Annotated in this window: 16 protein-coding genes; 8 read left to right on the top strand and 8 right to left on the bottom strand. The window is 72.8% G+C overall.

The window, feature by feature from the left end; genetic code table 11:
- Positions 1 to 33: 33 nt before the first annotated feature.
- On the bottom strand, positions 34 to 999 hold the full coding sequence (locus tag ACPWUT_RS12285) for a hypothetical protein (RefSeq protein WP_425838010.1): 966 nt from the start codon (positions 997 to 999) through the stop codon (positions 34 to 36).
- Between the two features lie 102 nt (positions 1,000 to 1,101).
- Positions 1,102 to 2,583, bottom strand: a complete 1,482-nt coding sequence (locus tag ACPWUT_RS12280; protein ID WP_425838007.1) for a phytoene desaturase family protein — start codon at positions 2,581 to 2,583, stop codon at positions 1,102 to 1,104.
- A 180-nt stretch (positions 2,584 to 2,763) separates the two neighbouring features.
- Between ACPWUT_RS12280 and ACPWUT_RS12275 the strand changes: the two genes are divergently transcribed.
- Positions 2,764 to 3,351: a hypothetical protein gene (locus ACPWUT_RS12275; RefSeq protein ID WP_284530156.1), complete on the top strand. Its 588-nt coding sequence runs from the start codon at positions 2,764 to 2,766 to the stop codon at positions 3,349 to 3,351.
- Positions 3,352 to 3,359: 8 nt separating this feature from the next.
- Here ACPWUT_RS12275 and ACPWUT_RS12270 read toward each other — a convergent pair whose 3' ends face one another.
- Positions 3,360 to 5,462: an NAD(+) synthase gene (locus ACPWUT_RS12270; RefSeq protein WP_425838004.1), complete on the bottom strand. Its 2,103-nt coding sequence runs from the start codon at positions 5,460 to 5,462 to the stop codon at positions 3,360 to 3,362.
- A 117-nt stretch (positions 5,463 to 5,579) separates the two neighbouring features.
- Between ACPWUT_RS12270 and ACPWUT_RS12265 the strand changes: the two genes are divergently transcribed.
- Both ACPWUT_RS12265 and ACPWUT_RS12260 read left to right on the top strand, forming a co-directional pair.
- The gene (locus ACPWUT_RS12265; protein ID WP_284530153.1) at positions 5,580 to 9,170 is read left to right on the top strand and encodes a TM0106 family RecB-like putative nuclease; all 3,591 of its coding nucleotides are present in this window, start codon (positions 5,580 to 5,582) and stop codon (positions 9,168 to 9,170) included.
- Between the two features lie 43 nt (positions 9,171 to 9,213).
- On the top strand, positions 9,214 to 9,522 hold the full coding sequence (locus tag ACPWUT_RS12260; protein WP_284530152.1) for a DUF3467 domain-containing protein: 309 nt from the start codon (positions 9,214 to 9,216) through the stop codon (positions 9,520 to 9,522).
- Between the two features lie 46 nt (positions 9,523 to 9,568).
- Here the strand turns inward: ACPWUT_RS12260 and upp are convergent, their stop codons facing one another.
- On the bottom strand, positions 9,569 to 10,201 hold the full coding sequence (gene upp / locus ACPWUT_RS12255) for a uracil phosphoribosyltransferase (RefSeq protein WP_284530151.1): 633 nt from the start codon (positions 10,199 to 10,201) through the stop codon (positions 9,569 to 9,571).
- A 38-nt stretch (positions 10,202 to 10,239) separates the two neighbouring features.
- Between upp and ACPWUT_RS12250 the strand changes: the two genes are divergently transcribed.
- Positions 10,240 to 10,719 (top strand): nucleoside deaminase, encoded by a 480-nt coding sequence (locus tag ACPWUT_RS12250; RefSeq protein ID WP_425842275.1) that lies wholly within the window; start codon positions 10,240 to 10,242, stop codon positions 10,717 to 10,719.
- Between the two features lie 11 nt (positions 10,720 to 10,730).
- On the opposite strand, the gene ACPWUT_RS12245 is transcribed toward ACPWUT_RS12250, so the two are convergent.
- Positions 10,731 to 11,048: a hypothetical protein gene (locus ACPWUT_RS12245; protein WP_284530150.1), complete on the bottom strand. Its 318-nt coding sequence runs from the start codon at positions 11,046 to 11,048 to the stop codon at positions 10,731 to 10,733.
- A gap of 86 nt (positions 11,049 to 11,134) precedes the next feature.
- Positions 11,135 to 12,247 carry an alpha/beta fold hydrolase gene (locus tag ACPWUT_RS12240; protein WP_425837999.1) on the bottom strand — a complete coding sequence of 371 codons (1,113 nt, stop codon included), beginning with the start codon at positions 12,245 to 12,247 and terminating at the stop codon, positions 11,135 to 11,137.
- A 186-nt stretch (positions 12,248 to 12,433) separates the two neighbouring features.
- On the opposite strand from ACPWUT_RS12240, the gene proC reads away from it, so the two are divergent.
- Positions 12,434 to 13,270, top strand: coding sequence for a pyrroline-5-carboxylate reductase (proC, locus tag ACPWUT_RS12235; protein WP_284530148.1), 837 nt, complete (start codon positions 12,434 to 12,436; stop codon positions 13,268 to 13,270).
- A gap of 47 nt (positions 13,271 to 13,317) precedes the next feature.
- Here proC and ACPWUT_RS12230 read toward each other — a convergent pair whose 3' ends face one another.
- Both ACPWUT_RS12230 and ACPWUT_RS12225 read right to left on the bottom strand, forming a co-directional pair.
- Positions 13,318 to 13,989 (bottom strand): potassium channel family protein, encoded by a 672-nt coding sequence (locus tag ACPWUT_RS12230; RefSeq protein ID WP_284530147.1) that lies wholly within the window; start codon positions 13,987 to 13,989, stop codon positions 13,318 to 13,320.
- On the bottom strand, positions 13,982 to 15,412 hold the full coding sequence (locus ACPWUT_RS12225) for a TrkH family potassium uptake protein (protein WP_284530146.1): 1,431 nt from the start codon (positions 15,410 to 15,412) through the stop codon (positions 13,982 to 13,984). Before ACPWUT_RS12225 ends, ACPWUT_RS12230 begins: the two co-directional genes overlap by 8 nt.
- A 69-nt stretch (positions 15,413 to 15,481) precedes the next feature.
- On the opposite strand from ACPWUT_RS12225, the gene ACPWUT_RS12220 reads away from it, so the two are divergent.
- The 3 genes from ACPWUT_RS12220 (at position 15,482) to ACPWUT_RS12210 (ending at position 16,429) form a co-directional block, all read left to right on the top strand.
- Entirely contained in the window at positions 15,482 to 15,880 is a 399-nt protein-coding gene (locus tag ACPWUT_RS12220; protein WP_284530144.1) for an ArsR/SmtB family transcription factor, read from the top strand.
- Positions 15,881 to 16,056: 176 nt separating this feature from the next.
- Positions 16,057 to 16,248, top strand: a complete 192-nt coding sequence (locus ACPWUT_RS12215; RefSeq protein ID WP_144806169.1) for a helix-turn-helix domain-containing protein — start codon at positions 16,057 to 16,059, stop codon at positions 16,246 to 16,248.
- An 82-nt stretch (positions 16,249 to 16,330) separates the two neighbouring features.
- A complete protein-coding gene (locus tag ACPWUT_RS12210) occupies positions 16,331 to 16,429 on the top strand; it encodes a 30S ribosomal protein bS22 (protein WP_003792170.1) in 99 nt (32 codons plus the stop codon).
- Positions 16,430 to 16,475 lie beyond the last annotated feature (46 nt).

The raw sequence follows: 16,475 nt of genomic DNA, 5'->3' as shown, positions 1-16,475 counted from the left end.
TCCGGGGGCATCGTGCTGTCTGCGAGGCGGTGACTACTCCTGCAGGTGCTTGCTGGCGGCGTCGTAGATCGCGTCGACGAACCGGCCGGCCGTGTCGTCGTCGAAGGTGCCGCCGGTGGTCAGGGACTCGATCATCTGATCGCGTCCGTCCTCGCCGAGCAGCAGCATGCTCTGGCCCGCGGCGATGAGAGCGTCGTCGGGGAACATCTGGTTCACGAGATCCTCGGTGACCGACGGCTCCACCTCCTGGAAGACGGCGAGCATCGCCGGGCGCGCCTCGGCGAGGAAGGCGGCCTCGTCGTACTCGCCCGCGACCTCTTCGCCGCCGTCGGTGCCGTCCTCGGACGGGGCGGTGCTGATGCTCGGGGCCGGTGCCGGCGACTCCGCGGAACCGTCGGAGGAGGTGGTGAGGAACGCGGTGAACGCGATGCTCGTGAACAGGGCGATCGCCCAGAGCCCGCCGCCGAGCACCGAGAGCACGAGCGCGATGACGCCCACCGGCTTGCCGCCGTGCTTGCGGCCGGCGAGCGCGACGATCGACAGCACGAAGGCGACCAGCAGCAGGAGGCCGCCGACGATCACCGAGATGAGTCCGACCCACGGCACCGGCAGGAAGCCGACGCAGGCGAGGATCGCGCCGAGCACGGCGAGTCCGAGCGAGATCCAGGCCAGGGTCTTGGGACGCGTGTCGGTGCCGGCGGGCGGCGTCGCGGCGCCGTAGGCGGGCTGCCCGTAGGGCACCTCGGGAGCCGGGGCGTACGCGGGCGTCGCGGGCTGGCCGTCGACCGGGGCCGGCGGGACCGGCGCGGCGCCGGCCGGGACGCTCTCCGGGGCCGGGACGCGCTCGGTGGGCGCGTCGGGGGACGCGGGAAGGTCGGGGTACGCGGCCGTGGGCGCGTCGGAGGACGCGGGTGCGTCAGGCGACGCGGGTGCGTCGGGGGACGCGGGGACGGGCTCGCGCGTCTCGTCGGAGCCGGCGGGGTCGGTGGGGGTGGACATGGCACTCCTCGTCGTCGGTAGCCCTCCGCGGTGCGGCGGCGGACCTCCCCAGACTAGGGGACCCGGACGAGGCGGCCCAGACCGTGCGGGGCAGGTCGCCGTTCACGCCTCGGGCGCGTCGCCCCCGGGGAACAGGTCGCTCAGCCCAGGTCGCCCGCCGCCGGCATCCCCGATGGCGGTGCGCGCCGCGTGCCAGCCGGCCATGCCGTTGACGCTCGGCCCGGGCGGCGTCGCGGACGACGCGAGATACACCCCGCGCACCGGCGTCCGCCACGGGGTGCCCGAGACCACGGGGCGACGCAGCAGGTTCCGGACGGTCAGCGCTCCGCCCAGCCCGTCGCCGCCGATCGCGGCGGGGTTCTGCACGGCGAGCCGGGCGGCGGAGGTCGAACGGATCGCGAGCATGCGGTCCCGCACGCCCGGCGCGAAGCGCTCCAGCTGATCCAGCACGGCCTCCGTCGGATCGAGGTCGCTGCCGGCGGGCACGTGCACGTACGCCCACAGCACCGCCGCCCCCGCTGGGGCACGGGTGTCGTCGACGACCGAGGGCTGGGTCAGGAGGACGTAGGGTCGCGACGGCATCCGCCCGGACAGCACCTGGGACTCCGCGGTGCGGATCTCGTGTGCGGAGCCTCCGACGTGGACGGTCGGCACCGCGGCCAGCGCCTCGTCGCGCCACGGGATCGGACCGTCCAGCGCCGCGTCGACCTTCGCCACGCCCGGCCCGTAGCGGAAGCGGCGCACGGCGCGCAGGTAGCGCGGCGGCACATCGGGCAGCGTCTCGATGAGCCTCGGCGATCCCGCGAGGAACAGCAGGTCGCTGCGGCGCGGATCGCCGACGTCGAGCGCGCCGAGATCGTCCACACGGACGCCGCACTCGACGGATCCGCCGTGGGCGGCGAGGTCTGCCAGCAGCGCGTCGGTGATGGCCTGGGCGCCGCCCCGGGGGAGCGGCCACCCGTGCGGCGCGTGCGCGTGGGCGGCCAGCAGCGCCCCCGCCCCGGCGCCGGCGAGCGACGGCATGCGCGAGGGAGCGTGCGCGGCGACGCCGGCCCACAGCGCCCGCCCGGCCTCGGTGCGCAGCAGGGCGTTCGCCGACGGGGTGCCCAGGCCCGCGGCCCGGGCACCGAAGCGCGCCAGTGCCAGCGGATGGCGCGGCACCCGCAGGAGGGTGTCGCTCGTGACCTCGACCACGTCGGCGAGGTGATCGCGCAAGGGCTCGAACAGGCGGCGCCACCGCGGTCCGTCCGCGCCGAGACCGTCGGCGGTGCGCTCGAGGCTGCGCCACGCGATCGCCGCCGGCGCGTCGTCGAGGGGATGCGCGAACGAGGCCTCGGGCACGATCCACTCGACGCGGTCGGCGATCCCGAAGGCCCGGAACCAGGGGGAGGCGAGCGTGGCCGGATGGACGGCCGAGGCCACGTCGTGACGGAAGCCGGGAAGGGTGAGCTCGGCCGATCGGGCTCCGCCGCCGGGCGCGTCGGCCGCTTCGAGCACGCGCACCGCGTAGCCGGCGCGGGCGAGGGTGACCGCGGCGACAAGCCCGTGAGGACCGCTGCCGACGACCGTCGCTCGACGCTGCATATGCTCCATCCTGCCCTGTGGGCCCGGAAGGCGGCAGTCGTGGTCGCCTCGGCATCCACGCGCCGACATCTGCTGCCGTCCGATCGTGCGCGTGGGGCGGGTTTCTCACGACGGAGGGGATGGTCGGCCGAGCCGCCGGTGAGCCAAGATGGAGACGTCGACGCACGGCGAGGGAGAGACATGTCTCTGAACACGGTTCCGCTGGACACCCCCACGGGGATCTCGGCACGGCTCGGGTGGGATCCCGGAACGACCGTGCACGACCGCCGCCGTCTCATCGCCAAGGAACTCATCGCCGCCAAGCTCGGCTGCGCCACGACGGACGTCAGGATCGAGCGCGAGGCGCCCCGGGGCTTCGGCTACCACACCCGGCTCATCGCCTCCCGCGACGGGGCGGAGCTGCCCATCGCGATCGTGACGGCGAGCTATCGCGCCGCCACGGCGGTGGCCATCTGCGACCCCGGCCTGCCGGTGGGCATCGACATCCGCGACCTCAACCCGGAGCGGGCCGACATCAAGCAGATGCAGAAGCACTCGCGGCTGTTCGACGAGAACAACATCCCCGACCTCCTCCAGCACTGGACGCGCGTGCAGGCGGTGCTCGAGGCCGACGGCCGCGGCGTCCGCGTGGCTCCCGAGCACGTGCGCCTGGACGCCGGACGCCTCAAGGGGTGGATCCCCGACCGGAACATGAAGTACGCGCTCGTGGACGCCTCGCGCGACGGCTGGGTGATCACGATCGCGTCCGGCATCCTCCCCGCCGGCTGAGGCCGCGCCTAGGCGCCCGGCGCGCCCGGCCCCGCGTCGGCGAGCCCCGCGTCGGCGAGCGCCGCGTCGAGATCGGCGAGCCAGACCGCGGCATTGCCGTCGGACGGCGCACGCCAGTCGCCGCGGGGCGACAGCGAGCCCGCCGCCGTCACCTTGGGGCCGTTCGGGATCGCGGAGCGCTTGAACTGGGCGAACCCGAAGTACCGGCTCAGGAACACCCGCAGCCACCGCGCCACCGTGTCGAGGTCGTACGCGTAGCGCTCCTCCGCCGGGAAGCCGGGGGGCCACGCGCCGGACTGGGCGTCGGCCCAGGCGCGCTCGGCGAGGAACGCGATCTTCGACGGCCGGAAGCCGTAGCGGAGCACGTGGAAGAGCGCGAAGTCGTGGAGCGCGTAGGGGCCGATGGTGTCCTCGGTGGACTGGACCTTGCCGTCCTGACCCGCCGGCACGAGCTCGGGGCTGATCTCGGTGTCGAGCACCGACTGCAGCACCCGCTTGGCCTCGTCGCTGAGCGAGGTGCCCGTCTCGTCGTCGGCGGAGTGGGCGATCACCCAGCGGATGAGGTGCTGGATGAGCGTCTTCGGGACTCCGGCGTTGACGGCGTAGTGGCTCATGTGGTCGCCGACGCCGTAGGTCGCCCACCCCAGGGCGAGCTCCGAGAGGTCGGAGGTGCCGACCACGAACCCCCCGTGCTGGTTGGCGAGCCGGAACAGGAAATCGGTGCGGGCGCCGGCCTGCACGTTCTCGAACGTGACGTCGTAGACGGGCTCGCCGCCCGCGAACGGGTGTCCGATCCCCTTCAGGATCTCGGTGGCCATCGGGCGGATGTCGATCGTCTCGATGCGGGCGCCGATCGCCTCGGCCAGCGCGATCGCATTGGACTTCGTGTGGTCGCTCGTGGCGAAGCCGGGCATCGTGTACGCGAGGATGTCGCTGCGGGGGCGCCCCATGCGGTCCATCGCGCGGGCGACGACCAGGAGCGCGTGCGTCGAGTCGAGTCCTCCCGAGACGCCGATGACGGGACGCGGCGAGCCGATGGCGCGCATGCGCTGCTCGAGCCCGGAGACCTGGATGTTGAAGGCCTCGTAGCAGTCGAGGTCCAGGCGCGCCGGGTCGTCGGGCACGAAGGGGAACCGATCGACCGGGCGGCGGAGGCCGATGTCGGACGCCGGCGGGTCGACGGTGAAGGCGATCCGCTGCCCGCCCGTCCACCGCTCGACGCGGTTGTCGTCGAACGTGCCCTGGCGCAGGCGGTCCTGGCGCAGGCGGTCGAGGTCGACGTCGGCGACGGCGCGGCGCGGTCCGTCGGGGAAGCGCTCGGTCTCGGCGAGCAGCGTGCCGCCCTCGTAGACCATCGTCTGGCCGTCCCACGACACGTCGTTGGTCGACTCGCCCTGCCCGGCGGCGGCATAGACGTAGGCGGCCAGGCACCGGAGGGACTGCGACTGCGCGAGGATGCGGCGGTCCTCGGCGCGCGCGATCGTGATGGGGCTGCCGGAGAGGTTCAGGAGCACCGTGGCGCCGGCCAGCGCGGCGGAGGAGGACGGCGGGATCGGCACCCAGAAGTCCTCGCACACCTCGGCGTGGACCACGAGGCCCGGGACGTCGGTCGCCTCGAAGAGCAGGTCGGTGCCGACGGGGACCTCGGCGCCGGCGAGGGTGACGGTGTCGGGTGCGTCGGTCCCCTGGGCGTACCAGCGGTGCTCGTAGAACTCGCGGTAGGTCGGCAGGTACGACTTCGGGGCGACGCCGAGCACCCGGCCGCGGTGGATCGCGACGGCGCAGTTGTAGAGGCGCGAGCCGATCCGCAGCGGAGCGCCGATCACCAGCAGCGGGCGGAGCCCGGTCGAGGCCTCGGCGATGCGCTCGACGGCGATCCGCACGGCGTCGAGGACGGCGTCCTGCAGGACGAGGTCGTCGATCGCGTAGCCGGTGAGGCACAGCTCGGGGAAGACGGCCACCGCCACCGCGTCGTCGTGGCACTCCTGTGCGGCGGCCAGCACCGCGTCGGCGTTGGCGACGGGGTCGGCGATCGCGACGGGGATGGTGCAGGCGGCCACGCGCGCGTAGCCGTGGCGGTAGGCGCTCTCGAACGGCAGGGACTGGCTCACGGGACCAGTCTGGCATCCGCGGTGCGACAGGGCACGGGAGCAGCCGGGTTCCGCACGCCCCGAGCGCTCGCCGCCGGTGTCGGCGGGCGCCGTTAGGGTCGGAGACGGAAGGGTGACATGCGATACATCGAAGACGAGGGCCGGATCGTCTGGAGCGCGAGCGACCTCAAGGCCGCCGCCGAATGCGAGTTCGCGTGGCTGCGCGCGATCGACGCGAAGCTCGGACGGGTCGCCGCCGTCGACGACCCCGAGGACGCCACCCTCGAGCGCGCGGGTCGCCTCGGCACGCAGCACGAGCTGCGGGTGCTCGACGAGTACCGCGCCGCGTTCCCGGGTCGCGTCGTCGAGATCGCCGCGGCGCGGTCGTCGGATGCCGGGGCGCTGGCATCGGCGGTGGCGCGGACGATCGAGGCGCTCGCCGATCCCGACGCGGCCGTCGTCTACCAGGCGGCCTTCGCCACCGACGAGTTCGTCGGGTTCGCCGACTTCCTCGTGCGCGACACGACGCTGCCGGGCGCCCCGTGGCTGGTCCAGGACACCAAGCTCGCCCGGCACGCCCGCGTCACCGCGCTCATGCAGCTGGCGGCCTACGTCGACCAGCTCGACCGGCTCGGCGTGCCGCGCTCGGGGCGCGTCGAGCTGCTCCTCGGCGACGGATCGATCTCCGCGCACGAGGTGCGCGACCTGCTGCCCGTCTTCTCGCTCCGCCGGGCGCGCCTGCGCGCGCTGATCGCCGACCGCGACCTGGCCGCGGGGGCGGCCGGCGCGCCGATCGCCTGGGGCGACGACCGCGGCGCGCTGCGGGTCGTCGCGTGCGGCCGCTGCGCCACGTGCGACCTCGACGTCGTCGCCCAGCGCGACCTCCTGCTCGTGGCAGGCATCCGTCCGGTGCAGCGCGACCGCCTGCGCGCCGTCGGCATCCGTACGATCGACGACCTCGCGGCGGCCGTCGAGGCCCCGCCCCGCATGTCGGGCGACACCTTCGCCAACCTCCGCACGCAGGCGCGGCTGCAGCTGACGAGTCCCGCCGGCGGGGTCGAGGCCACGCCCGCGGCGCCCGCCGACGCCGCGTCGCCGCCCGCGACACCGCAGCCGCCGGTCCCGACGTTCGAGGTGGTGTTCCCGAAGGCGCTGGGCGCGCTTCCCCGACCCGACCACGGCGATCTCTTCTTCGACTTCGAAGGCGACCCGCTGTACACCGAGACGCCCGCTCCCGGAGCGGCGGCGCAGTGGGGGATCGACTACCTCTTCGGCTGGGTCGACACGGCCAGCCGCTACACCCCGCTGTGGGCGCACACGTTCGCCGAGGAGAAGGCCGCCCTCCAGGACTTCCTGGCGTTCGTGGAGCTGCGGCGGCGCGCGCATCCGGGCATGCACATCTACCACTACGCGCCGTACGAGCCCACGCACCTGCTGGCGATGGCCGCGCGGCACGGCGTGGGCGAAGGGGCGGTCGACCGGCTCCTGCGCGAAGGGGTCTTCGTCGACCTCTACCCGATCGTGCGGCGGGCCCTGCGGGTGGGGTCGCGCTCCTACTCGATCAAGAAGCTCGAGCCGCTCTACATGGGAGCCGATGTCCGCACGAGCGACGTGCAGCGCGGCGACGACTCGATCGTGCGCTACGTGGAGGCGCGCGCCTACGCCGACGCCGGTCAGGACGACGCCGCCGCGGCGGTCCTGGACGACCTCGCCGACTACAACCGCTACGACTGCGTCTCCACCCTGAAGCTGCGCGACTGGCTCGTCGACCGGGCGCGCGAGGCGAACCTGCGGCCCTCGATCGATGCGGAGGCCGCGGAGTTCGCGTACGAGCCGTCGCCTCGCGCCGAGGCGCTCTCGCGCCTGGCGGCAGCCGTCCCCGACAGCGGCGTCTCGACCGCCGGCGACGAGGCGGTGGCCGTGGGCGAGGCGCTGCGGCTCGGGGCGGCCGCGATCGACTACTACCCGCGCGAGGTCAAGACTTTCTGGGCGACCCACTTCCTGCGCCTGCGCGAACCGGTCTCGGTGTGGGAGGACACCCGCGACGTCATGGTCGTCGACGCGGACCGCTGCCGGGTGGTGACCGACTGGCACCTGCCCGAGGGCGCGCGCGTCCAGCGACGCGTGGTCGAGCTGCGCGGCGAGCTCGCGCCGGGCACGCGCCTGAGTGTCGACGGCTCGCCGTTCGCCGTCTACGAGATCCCCGCCCCGTTCCCGGTGGAGACCAACCCCCGCTGGATCCACGCCGCGCGCACCGTGAAGGTGGTGGAGGTGCTCGAGGACGGCGCGGTCGTCGAGGAGACGTCGGTGCAGGGCATGACCTGGCGCGACCTTCCGGTCGCCCTCACCCCCGCCGCCCCGCCGCAGGCGGGCAGTCAGCAGGCGGCGATCGACGAGTGGGCCGATGCGGTGCTCGCCGCCGCGGCGGGCGAGGTGCCCGCCCTTCCGCCCGATCCGGCCGGCGACCTGCTCCTGCGCCGGGCGCCGCGCACCCGCACGGGTGCGCTCGCGCGCGGCCGGGGCTCCGACGTCGCCGACATCACCGCGTCCCTGCTCGACCTCGACCGCAGCTACCTGGCCGTCCAGGGACCGCCCGGAACGGGCAAGACCTACGTGGGGTCCCACGTCGTGGCGGCGCTCGTGCGCGACCACGGGTTCCGGGTGGGAGTGGTGGCGCAGTCGCACGCGGTGGTCGAGAACATGCTCGACCGCATCGTCGAGGCGGGCGTGCCGCGTGCCCAGGTCGCGAAGGCTCCCAAGTCCTCGCCGGCCGCGGGCGACGGCGACGGCGGCACATCGTTCACGCCCATCGCCAAGAACGCGATGGCCGCGTACATCGGCGAGCAGCAGGGCGGGTTCGTGGTCGGCGGGACCGCGTGGGACTTCAGTCACACGGGGCGGGTCGCGCGCCGCGGCCTCGACCTGCTCGTCATCGACGAAGCGGGGCAGTTCTCGCTCGCGTCCACGATCGCGGTGACGGCGTCGGCGTCGCGGGTGCTGCTCCTCGGCGACCCGCAGCAGCTCCCGCAGGTGAGCCAGGGGACGCATCCCGAGCCGGTCGACACGTCGGCGCTCGGCTGGATCATGGACGGGGCGCCGGTGATCGCCGCCGACCGCGGCTACTTCCTCGCGCAGTCCCGGCGCATGCGCCCCGAGGTGGCGGCGCCGGTCTCGCAGCTGTCGTACGCGGGCAAGCTCGAGGCCCATCCCGACACGGCGGGCCGGCGCATCGACGGCGTGCCTGCCGGAGTGGTCACCGTGCCGCTCGGCCACACCGGCAATGCCACGCAGTCGCCCGAGGAGGCCGAGCGCGTCGTCCAGATCGTCCGCGACCTCGTCGGGCGGGAGTGGACGGCTGCCGAGGGAGCTCCGCCGCGTCCGCTGCGCGCCGACGACCTGATCGTCGTCACGCCGTACAACGCCCAGCAGCTCCTCGTCGAGGAGGCGCTCGTCGCTGCCGGATTCGGCGATGTGCCGGTCGGAACGGTGGACCGGTTCCAGGGGCAGGAGGCCGCGGTGGCGATCGTCTCGCTGGCGGCCTCGTCGGGGCGCGACGCCCCCCGCGGCCTGGAGTTCCTGCTGCTGCAGAACCGCCTGAACGTCGCGGTCTCGCGCGCGATGCACACCGCCTTCGTCGTCTACGGCACCGGACTCCTCGACGATCTGCCCCGCACGCCCGACGGCGTCTCGCGTCTGAGCGCCTTCGCGCGACTGGTCGGCGCGGCCTGACGGCGGCCACCTGGCGGATGCCACGGTTCCGTAGACTCGGCGCATGACCGACGAGGCACCCCGCCAGTTCGAGATCGAGATGCCGCCCGAGGCGGTGACCGGCAGCTACGCGGACTTCGCGAACGTGTGGCACACGTCCGACGTGTTCGTCATGGACTTCGTCTCGCTCGTGCGCCCGCCGCACGAGGCGACCGATGCCGACGGCACGACCGTGACCGTCGTGCCGGGCCGTGTCGTGCAGCGCGTGCGGATCCCCCCGGAGCAGGTGTTCGAGCTCGCCAAGGCGCTCACGCAGCAGCTGGAGTTCTGGGAGCGCGAGAACGGCCGCCGCACCGGCGACGCTCCGTCCTGATCCCGCGGGCCCGTGCCGCGGTCGCTCAGACGAGCCCGTGCCGCGCTCAGACGGTGCCGTAGAGGCGGTCGCCGGCGTCGCCGAGACCGGGCACGATGTAGCCCTTCTCGTTGAGGCGCTCATCGAGGGCACCGAGCACGAGGGTGACGTCGCGGTCCCCGACCTGCTTCTCGATCGCCGCGACGCCCTCGGGGGCGCCGAGGATGCAGATCGCCGTGACGTCCTGCGCGCCGCGCGCGAAGAGGAAGTCGATCGCCGCGCCGAGCGAGCCGCCGGTGGCGAGCATGGGGTCGAGAACGAAGCACTGACGGTCGCTGAGGTCGGCGGGGAGACGCTCCGCGTAGGTGACCGGCTGGAACGTCTCCTCATCGCGCGCCATGCCCAGGAAGCCGACCTCGGCGGTCGGCAGCAGCTTCACCATGCCGTCCAGCATGCCCAGGCCCGCACGGAGGATGGGGACGACGAGAGGCCGCGGCTCGCTGATCCGCACGCCGGTGGTCGAGGTCACCGGGGTCTGGATGTCGACGTCCTCGACGCGCACGCTGCGGGTCGCCTCGTAGGCGAGCAGGGTGACCAGCTCCTCCGTCAGCTGCCGGAACACGGGCGACGGGGTGCGCTGGTCGCGCAGGACGGTCAGCTTGTGGGTGATGAGAGGGTGGTCGGCCACGTGCACACGCATGATCACAGGCTACCCGGGCGTACGCTGGGCGCGTGAGCATGCCCGCCCGTCTGCCCCCTCGGGAGACCGACCTCGCCGCGATGGCGCGGGCCCGGGAGCTCGCCGCCGAGGCCGCCGCGCACGGCGACATCCCCGTGGGCGCGGTGGTGACCGACGTGTCCGGGACCATCCTGGGCGAGGGTCGCAACCTCCGCGAGCTCACCCACGATCCCCTCGCGCACGCCGAGGTGGTGGCACTGCGTGCGGCGGCGGAGACCCTCGGGTCGTGGAACCTCGAGCACTGCACGCTGGTGGTCACCCTCGAGCCGTGCCTGATGTGCGCCGGCGCGATCTCGCAGGCGCGCGTGGGCCGGGTCGTCTTCGGGGCGTGGGACGACAAGGCGGGGGCGGCGGGATCGCTCTACGACGTGCTCCGGGACCGCCGTCTGCCGCACCGCTCCGAGGTCGTCGGGGGAGTGGAGGCGGACGAGGCGGCGGCGCTGCTGCGCGCGTTCTTCCTCGCGCGCCGCGACCCCTGAACCGCGGCCGGTCAGTCGCTCGAGGAGAGGACGATCGTCTCGGTGGCGGGACGGCTCTCGCGGGACGGGAGCCCGATCCGCGGCTCGACGGCGATGCGTTCGGCGCCCGGGACGAGCTCGTGCACGCGCTCCTCGATCTCGCGGAGCACCAGCGCGACCTCGCCGAAGAGCAGGTCGGGCGGGAACGAGACGCTCACGAGCACCACGGCGAGCCCGTCGGCGGTCCACCGGGTGGTCACGTCGAGGATGCGGTGGGTCTCGGTCTCCTCGCACAGCACCTCCGCGACGGCATCTCGGATAGCGGGGGCATCGAGGACGGCGACGGTCATGCCGTCGAGCGTAGGGCGCGCGACGGATCGGCGGACGCCGTTCGAGCCGTGGCAAATCGCCGGGCGCGGCGACGGGGCGATCGGCGTCAGTCGGAGGAGCTCAGGATGATCGCCTCGGTCGGCGGCGCCGGGAAGGCGGGCTGGCCGATGTAGCCGATGACGGCCAGCAGGGCCTGCCGCACGGCCCCCGGGCGCTCGAGGTGGGGGGCGTGGCCGACGCCCTCGAGCTCCAGCTCGGCGACCTCGCCGCCGGCCGCGCGGTACGCGTCGAGGACGTCGCGCGTCTGGGACACCATCTCCTGGGCGGGCGCGATCTCCTCGCCGGGCCAACCCGGGATGATGCCGAGCGCGCCGAGGTGGTTGAGGTCGTAGAACGACGTGTCGGAGACGATCGCGTCGGCCGTGCCGTGCACCCAGAGGATCGGGGGCTTGACGGGGAGTTCGACGATGCCCGAGGTGTCGAAGTAGCGGGGCGCCATGGTGTTGAGCACCCCGGTGGTCCCCGCCGCGAATCCGGGCCAGTTCTCGCTCGCGACGCCGTCGCCGGGATAGTTCCCCTCGGCGGTGGAGGTGGTGAGCATCGACTCCACCCACAGGTCCTCGTTGACCCCGTCGTAGTCGGCCGACACGTAGCCGGAGCGGAACACGCTGCGCGGCGAGGTCGGCGCCTCGTCGGTGGTGTCGTGGTCGGCGAGCCGCTGCACGAAGTCCGGGTTGGCGCCGCCGCCCCCGACGCCGGCGTCGTCGTCGGTCAGCCGCGACCCGTCACGGCGGGTGCCGCCGAAGCCGTACGGCGAGACGGGGGCCTGCAGCGTCAGCGACAGCACGGGGTGGTCGAGGGCGTACTGCATGACGACGCCGCCGCCCATGGACCAGCCCACGAGGTGCGCGGTGGGGATGCCGAGGGCGGTCAGGGCCGCGTGGACGTCGTCGCTGAAGTCGCGCACCCCGCGCGTCGCGTCGACCGGTGCGTGCTCGCTCGTGCCGAAGCCGCGCAGATCGATCGCGATGACGCGGAGGTCGGCCGGCAGGTCCTGCATGAACTCCTGCCAGAACAGGCTGGACGACACGTTGCCGTGGATCAGCACGACGGTCCGCTCGGCGGGCGTGGCCGCGTCGTCGCCCTCGCGCTCGAGGATCCCGACCGCCAGCCGGTCGGTGTCGATCACACGGGAGATGATGCCGTCGAGGAGTGTCATGACCAGGTCCTTCGCAGTCGCGACGGGGCGCCCACGCCGCCGTCGGTTCCGACTATAGCCCGCGGTCCGCTGCCGCGAACGGTGCTCTCAGGGACCTCTCACGACCCCCTCGCGACCTCCTGATCCGCCGCCCGTCGTTCACGTGACCGCCGCCCGCGCGGCGCCGCCGGATGAGAGGATGGCGGGATGGCTGATCACTCTCTCCCCGCGGTCGCGATCCTCGGTGCCGGCTCGATGGGCGGTGCGATCCTGCAGGGTCTGGTCCGCTCCGGCGCGGCGCCCTCGGTGACCGTCACCAACCGCACCGCCGCCCGTGCCGCGGGCGTCGGCGACCTTCCCGGCGTGACGAGCCTGGCGCTGGAGACCACCCCCGACGCGAACACGGTCGCGGCGGCCTCCGCCGACATCGTCCTCATCGGGGTGAAGCCCCTCATGGTGCCCGACCTGCTCCGGGAGATCGCGCCGGTGCTGCGCCCAGGCACGGTGCTGGTGAGCCTCGCCGCCGGGGTCACGATCTCCACCTTCGAGTCGATCGTCGGAGAGGGCATCCCGGTGATCCGGTCGATGCCGAACACGCCCGCCGTCGTCGGCAAGGCGGTCACCGGCCTCGCGGCCGGGCCGTCGGCGTCGGCGGACGACCTCGCCGTCGTGCGCCGGCTCTTCGAGACCTGCGGCGTGGTCATCGAAGTGGCCGAGGACGGCATCGACGCGCTCTCGACCATCTCCGGCTCCGGCCCCGCGTACGTGTTCCTGCTGATTGAGGAGCTCACCGAGGCGGCCCGGGGCAAGGGCTTCTCCGAGGCCGATGCGCGCCTCATGGCCGAGCAGACCTTCATCGGCGCCGCCGCGCTGCTCGACGCGACCGGCGAGGACCCCGCGGAGCTGCGTCGCCGGGTGACCAGCCCGAAGGGGACGACCGAGCGCGCGATCGCCGTGCTCCAGGGGGCCAACCTGGCGGGACTGTTCGCCGAGGCGACCGACGCCGCCCTCGCGCGCGCCCGCGAGCTCGCCGCCGGGTCCTAGGACCGCCGGCGTCGATCGCGAGGCCGCACGGCGCCGCGCGGCCTCGCCTATCGATCCAGGGCCGCGAAGCGCTCGATGTCGGAGTTGGTGCCGGAGACGATGATCAGGTCGTGGTTGGTGACGACCGTGTTCGCCTCGGCGTAGCGGAACGGCTTGCCGGGGCTCTTCACGCCGACCACCGTGACGTTGTACTTGGTCCGCACCCCGGACTCGTTGAGGCCGACGCCGCGGATGAACTTGGGCGGGTACATCTTGGCCAGCACGAAGTCGTCGTCGAAGCGGATGAAGTCCAGCATGCGCCCGCTCACCAGGTGCGCGACCCGCTCGCCGGCCTCCCGCTCGGGATAGATGACGTGGTTGGCGCCGACGCGGGCGAGGATCTTGCCGTGGGACTGCGAGACCGCCTTCGCCCAGATCTGCGGCACCTTGAGGTCGACGAGGTTCGCGGTGATGAGCACCGAGGCCTCGATCGAGGATCCCGTGGCGACGATCGCGACCTGGAAGTCCTGCGCGCCGATCTGCTTCAGCGCCTCGATGTTGCGGCCGTCGGCCTGCACGGCGTGCGTGACCCGCTCGGACCACTTCTGCACGAGCTCGAGGTTCGCGTCGATGGCGAGCACCTCGCGGTCGAGCCGGTCCAGCTCGCCCGCGCAGGCGGCGCCGAAGCGGCCGAGGCCGATGACGAGCACCGGCGCATCATTGCGGATCTGTTCAACCAACGATCGGCCTTTCCACGGGCAGCGAGTAGTGCTGCGATCGGCTGGTCGCGGCCACGGCCGCGGCGAGGGTCACTGTACCAACGCGACCCATGAACATGGTGGCCGCCAGCACGTAGGAGGCGGAGTCGGGGAGTTCGGCGGTCAGCCCGGTCGACAGGCCCACGGTGGCGAAGCCGGAGATGACGTCGAACAGCACGAACTCCACGGGCGCCTTCGTCAGCTGCGCGATGGTGATCGTCGACACGGCGACGATCGTGGCTCCCCACGCGACGACCGACAGGGCCACGCGCTGCACGTCGCTGGGGATGCGGCGACCGAAGGCCTCGACGCTCTGACGTCCCTTCGCCTCCGAGAAGACGGCGAGGGCCAGGACGGCCAGGGTCGTCACCTTGATGCCGCCGGCCGTCGACGCCGACCCGCCGCCGACGAACATGAGCATCGATCCGACCACGAGCGACGAGCCGTTGAGCTCGCTGATGTCGATCACCGAGAAGCCGCCCGAGCGCGTCATGGCGGACAGGAAGAGCGCCTGGAAGGTGGTGTCCCACGCGTCCATCGATCCGAACGTCTCCGGGTTCTCGTACTCGAGCAGCAGGAAGACGCCCGCCCCGGCGAAGAACAGGACCACCGTCGTGATCAGGGTGAGCTTGGTGTGCAGCGACCAGCGGCGCACGTGCCACTGGTGCCGCCACAGCGTGAAGATGACGGGGAACCCGATCGAGCCGAGGAACACGCCCGCCATGAGCACCGTCAGCAGGAAGTAGTCCTGGGCGAACGGGGTGAGGCCCTCGGCGTTGGGGGCGAAGCCGGTGTTGGTGAACGACATGGCGGCGTAGTACGGCGCCTCCCACAGGGCCGTCAGCGGGTCGACGCCGTTGATGAGCAGGGCGGGGTAGAGGAGGACGGCCAGCGCCGCCTCGATGATGAGGGTCGACAGCGCGACGGTCGACAGCAGCTGGCCGACCTCCCCGAGCCGCACGGTCTGCCCCTCGTTGACCGGGCCGCCGTGGGCGCGCATGGGGTTCGAGTCGCCGGCCGCGATCAGCTTGGCGCGCAGTCCCAGGCGCTTGGAGATGACGAGGCCGAGGATCGAGGCCAGGGTCAGCACGCCGAGCGCGCCGACGTTGACGCCGATGAACACGAAGACGTGCCCGAGCGGTGACCAGTGGGTGCCCATGTCCACGGTGGCGAGGCCGGTGACGCAGATCGTCGAGACGGCCGTGAAGAGCGCATCCGCGAGCGGCGTCGGCCGTCCGTCGGCGGCGGCCGCGGGCAGCGAGAACAGCGCGGTGAACAGCAGGATGAGCGAGCTGAACACCAGCACGGCGAACCGCGAGGGCGACGAGGTGGTGAGATCCCGCAGGCCCTGCCACCTGCGTCGCAGGCGGCGCAGCGCGCGTACGACGACGGTCTCGCCCGCCATGTCGCGCCCCTCTCGCCGAAAGAATCGTTGTCATGGTACTCCGACGCGCGCGCGGGCTAACCTAAGGGCATGGCGGACATCTTCGACGTGATCGCCGACGGCACTCGTCGGGACATCCTGCAGCTGCTGCGCGAGCGCGGCAACGGCCGGGGGACCAGCGTGTCGCAGATCGTCGCCGAGCTCGGGGTGAGCCAGCCCACCGTGTCCAAGCACCTGAAGGTGCTGCGCGAGGCCGAGCTGGTCTCGGTGCGCGAGGAGGGCCAGCACCGCTACTACAGCCTGTCGCCGGCGCCGCTGGACGCCGTCGACGAGTGGCTGATGCCGTTCGTGCTGGAGGAGGAGTCCTCCGCCACCGCCGGCGTCACCCTCCCCGAGCCTGCCGCCGCAGCTGCCGATCTGGTGGGACGCGCCGCGGCGACGACCAAGCACGCGTTCGAGAACGTCCTCAAGCGCATCCCCGGCCGGTAGACCTGCCGGCGTCGCGATCGCCCGGGAGTTCGGCGGCGACGCCCGCTCCCCGTTCATCACACGGACCACAGAGGTTTACACGCGTCCCACCGACCCCCTAGGCTGGGGCGCACAGCACGACTGGGAAAATCGGTGCTGCAAGACACAGCACTACTGGGTTGAGCTGGGGAGATGGGATGCCGGAGTTGTCTGACGTGCGCTTTCTGACGGTCGCGGAGGTGGCCGATCTCATGCGCGTCTCCAAGATGACCGTGTACCGACTGGTGCACGCCGGCGAACTGCCCGCCGTCCGCTTCGGTCGCAGCTACCGCGTGCCGGAGACGGCGGTCACCGCTGCCCTGCAACGTCCCATTGCCGACGTCGGCTAGACTGTCACGAGGCATTTTTCTCATTGCCTGATCCCGGACGCGAAACGATCGCGTCTAGACCCCTGACGTAGTGAGGTTTTCCGTGGGTTCTGTCATCAAGAAGCGCCGCAAGCGCATGGCGAAGAAGAAGCACCGCAAGCTGCTTCGCAAGACTCGCCACCAGCGCCGCAACAAGAAGTAAGTCGCGGCCGAAACACCGAGCGCCCCGGATCCTCGCGGATCGAGGG

The sequence above is a fragment of the Microbacterium sp. PA5 genome (genome assembly GCF_049860775.1).
GTDB lineage: Bacteria > Actinomycetota > Actinomycetes > Actinomycetales > Microbacteriaceae > Microbacterium.
Note: the sequence above shows the minus strand (reverse complement) of the source record. Positions and strands in the feature narration are given on the sequence as shown.

Coding starts and splice junctions, on each gene's coding strand:
- ACPWUT_RS12245 (WP_284530150.1), bottom strand. CDS start 11,048: ATGACCGTCGCCGTCCTCGATGCCCCCGCTATCCGAGATGCCGTCGCG.
- ACPWUT_RS12225 (WP_284530146.1), bottom strand. CDS start 15,412: ATGGCGGGCGAGACCGTCGTCGTACGCGCGCTGCGCCGCCTGCGACGC.
- ACPWUT_RS12240 (WP_425837999.1), bottom strand. CDS start 12,247: ATGACACTCCTCGACGGCATCATCTCCCGTGTGATCGACACCGACCGG.
- ACPWUT_RS12250 (WP_425842275.1), top strand. CDS start 10,240: ATGCCCGCCCGTCTGCCCCCTCGGGAGACCGACCTCGCCGCGATGGCG.
- ACPWUT_RS12260 (WP_284530152.1), top strand. CDS start 9,214: ATGACCGACGAGGCACCCCGCCAGTTCGAGATCGAGATGCCGCCCGAG.
- ACPWUT_RS12275 (WP_284530156.1), top strand. CDS start 2,764: ATGTCTCTGAACACGGTTCCGCTGGACACCCCCACGGGGATCTCGGCA.
- upp (WP_284530151.1), bottom strand. CDS start 10,201: ATGCGTGTGCACGTGGCCGACCACCCTCTCATCACCCACAAGCTGACC.
- ACPWUT_RS12280 (WP_425838007.1), bottom strand. CDS start 2,583: ATGCAGCGTCGAGCGACGGTCGTCGGCAGCGGTCCTCACGGGCTTGTC.
- ACPWUT_RS12285 (WP_425838010.1), bottom strand. CDS start 999: ATGTCCACCCCCACCGACCCCGCCGGCTCCGACGAGACGCGCGAGCCC.
- ACPWUT_RS12265 (WP_284530153.1), top strand. CDS start 5,580: ATGCGATACATCGAAGACGAGGGCCGGATCGTCTGGAGCGCGAGCGAC.
- ACPWUT_RS12215 (WP_144806169.1), top strand. CDS start 16,057: ATGCCGGAGTTGTCTGACGTGCGCTTTCTGACGGTCGCGGAGGTGGCC.
- ACPWUT_RS12220 (WP_284530144.1), top strand. CDS start 15,482: ATGGCGGACATCTTCGACGTGATCGCCGACGGCACTCGTCGGGACATC.
- proC (WP_284530148.1), top strand. CDS start 12,434: ATGGCTGATCACTCTCTCCCCGCGGTCGCGATCCTCGGTGCCGGCTCG.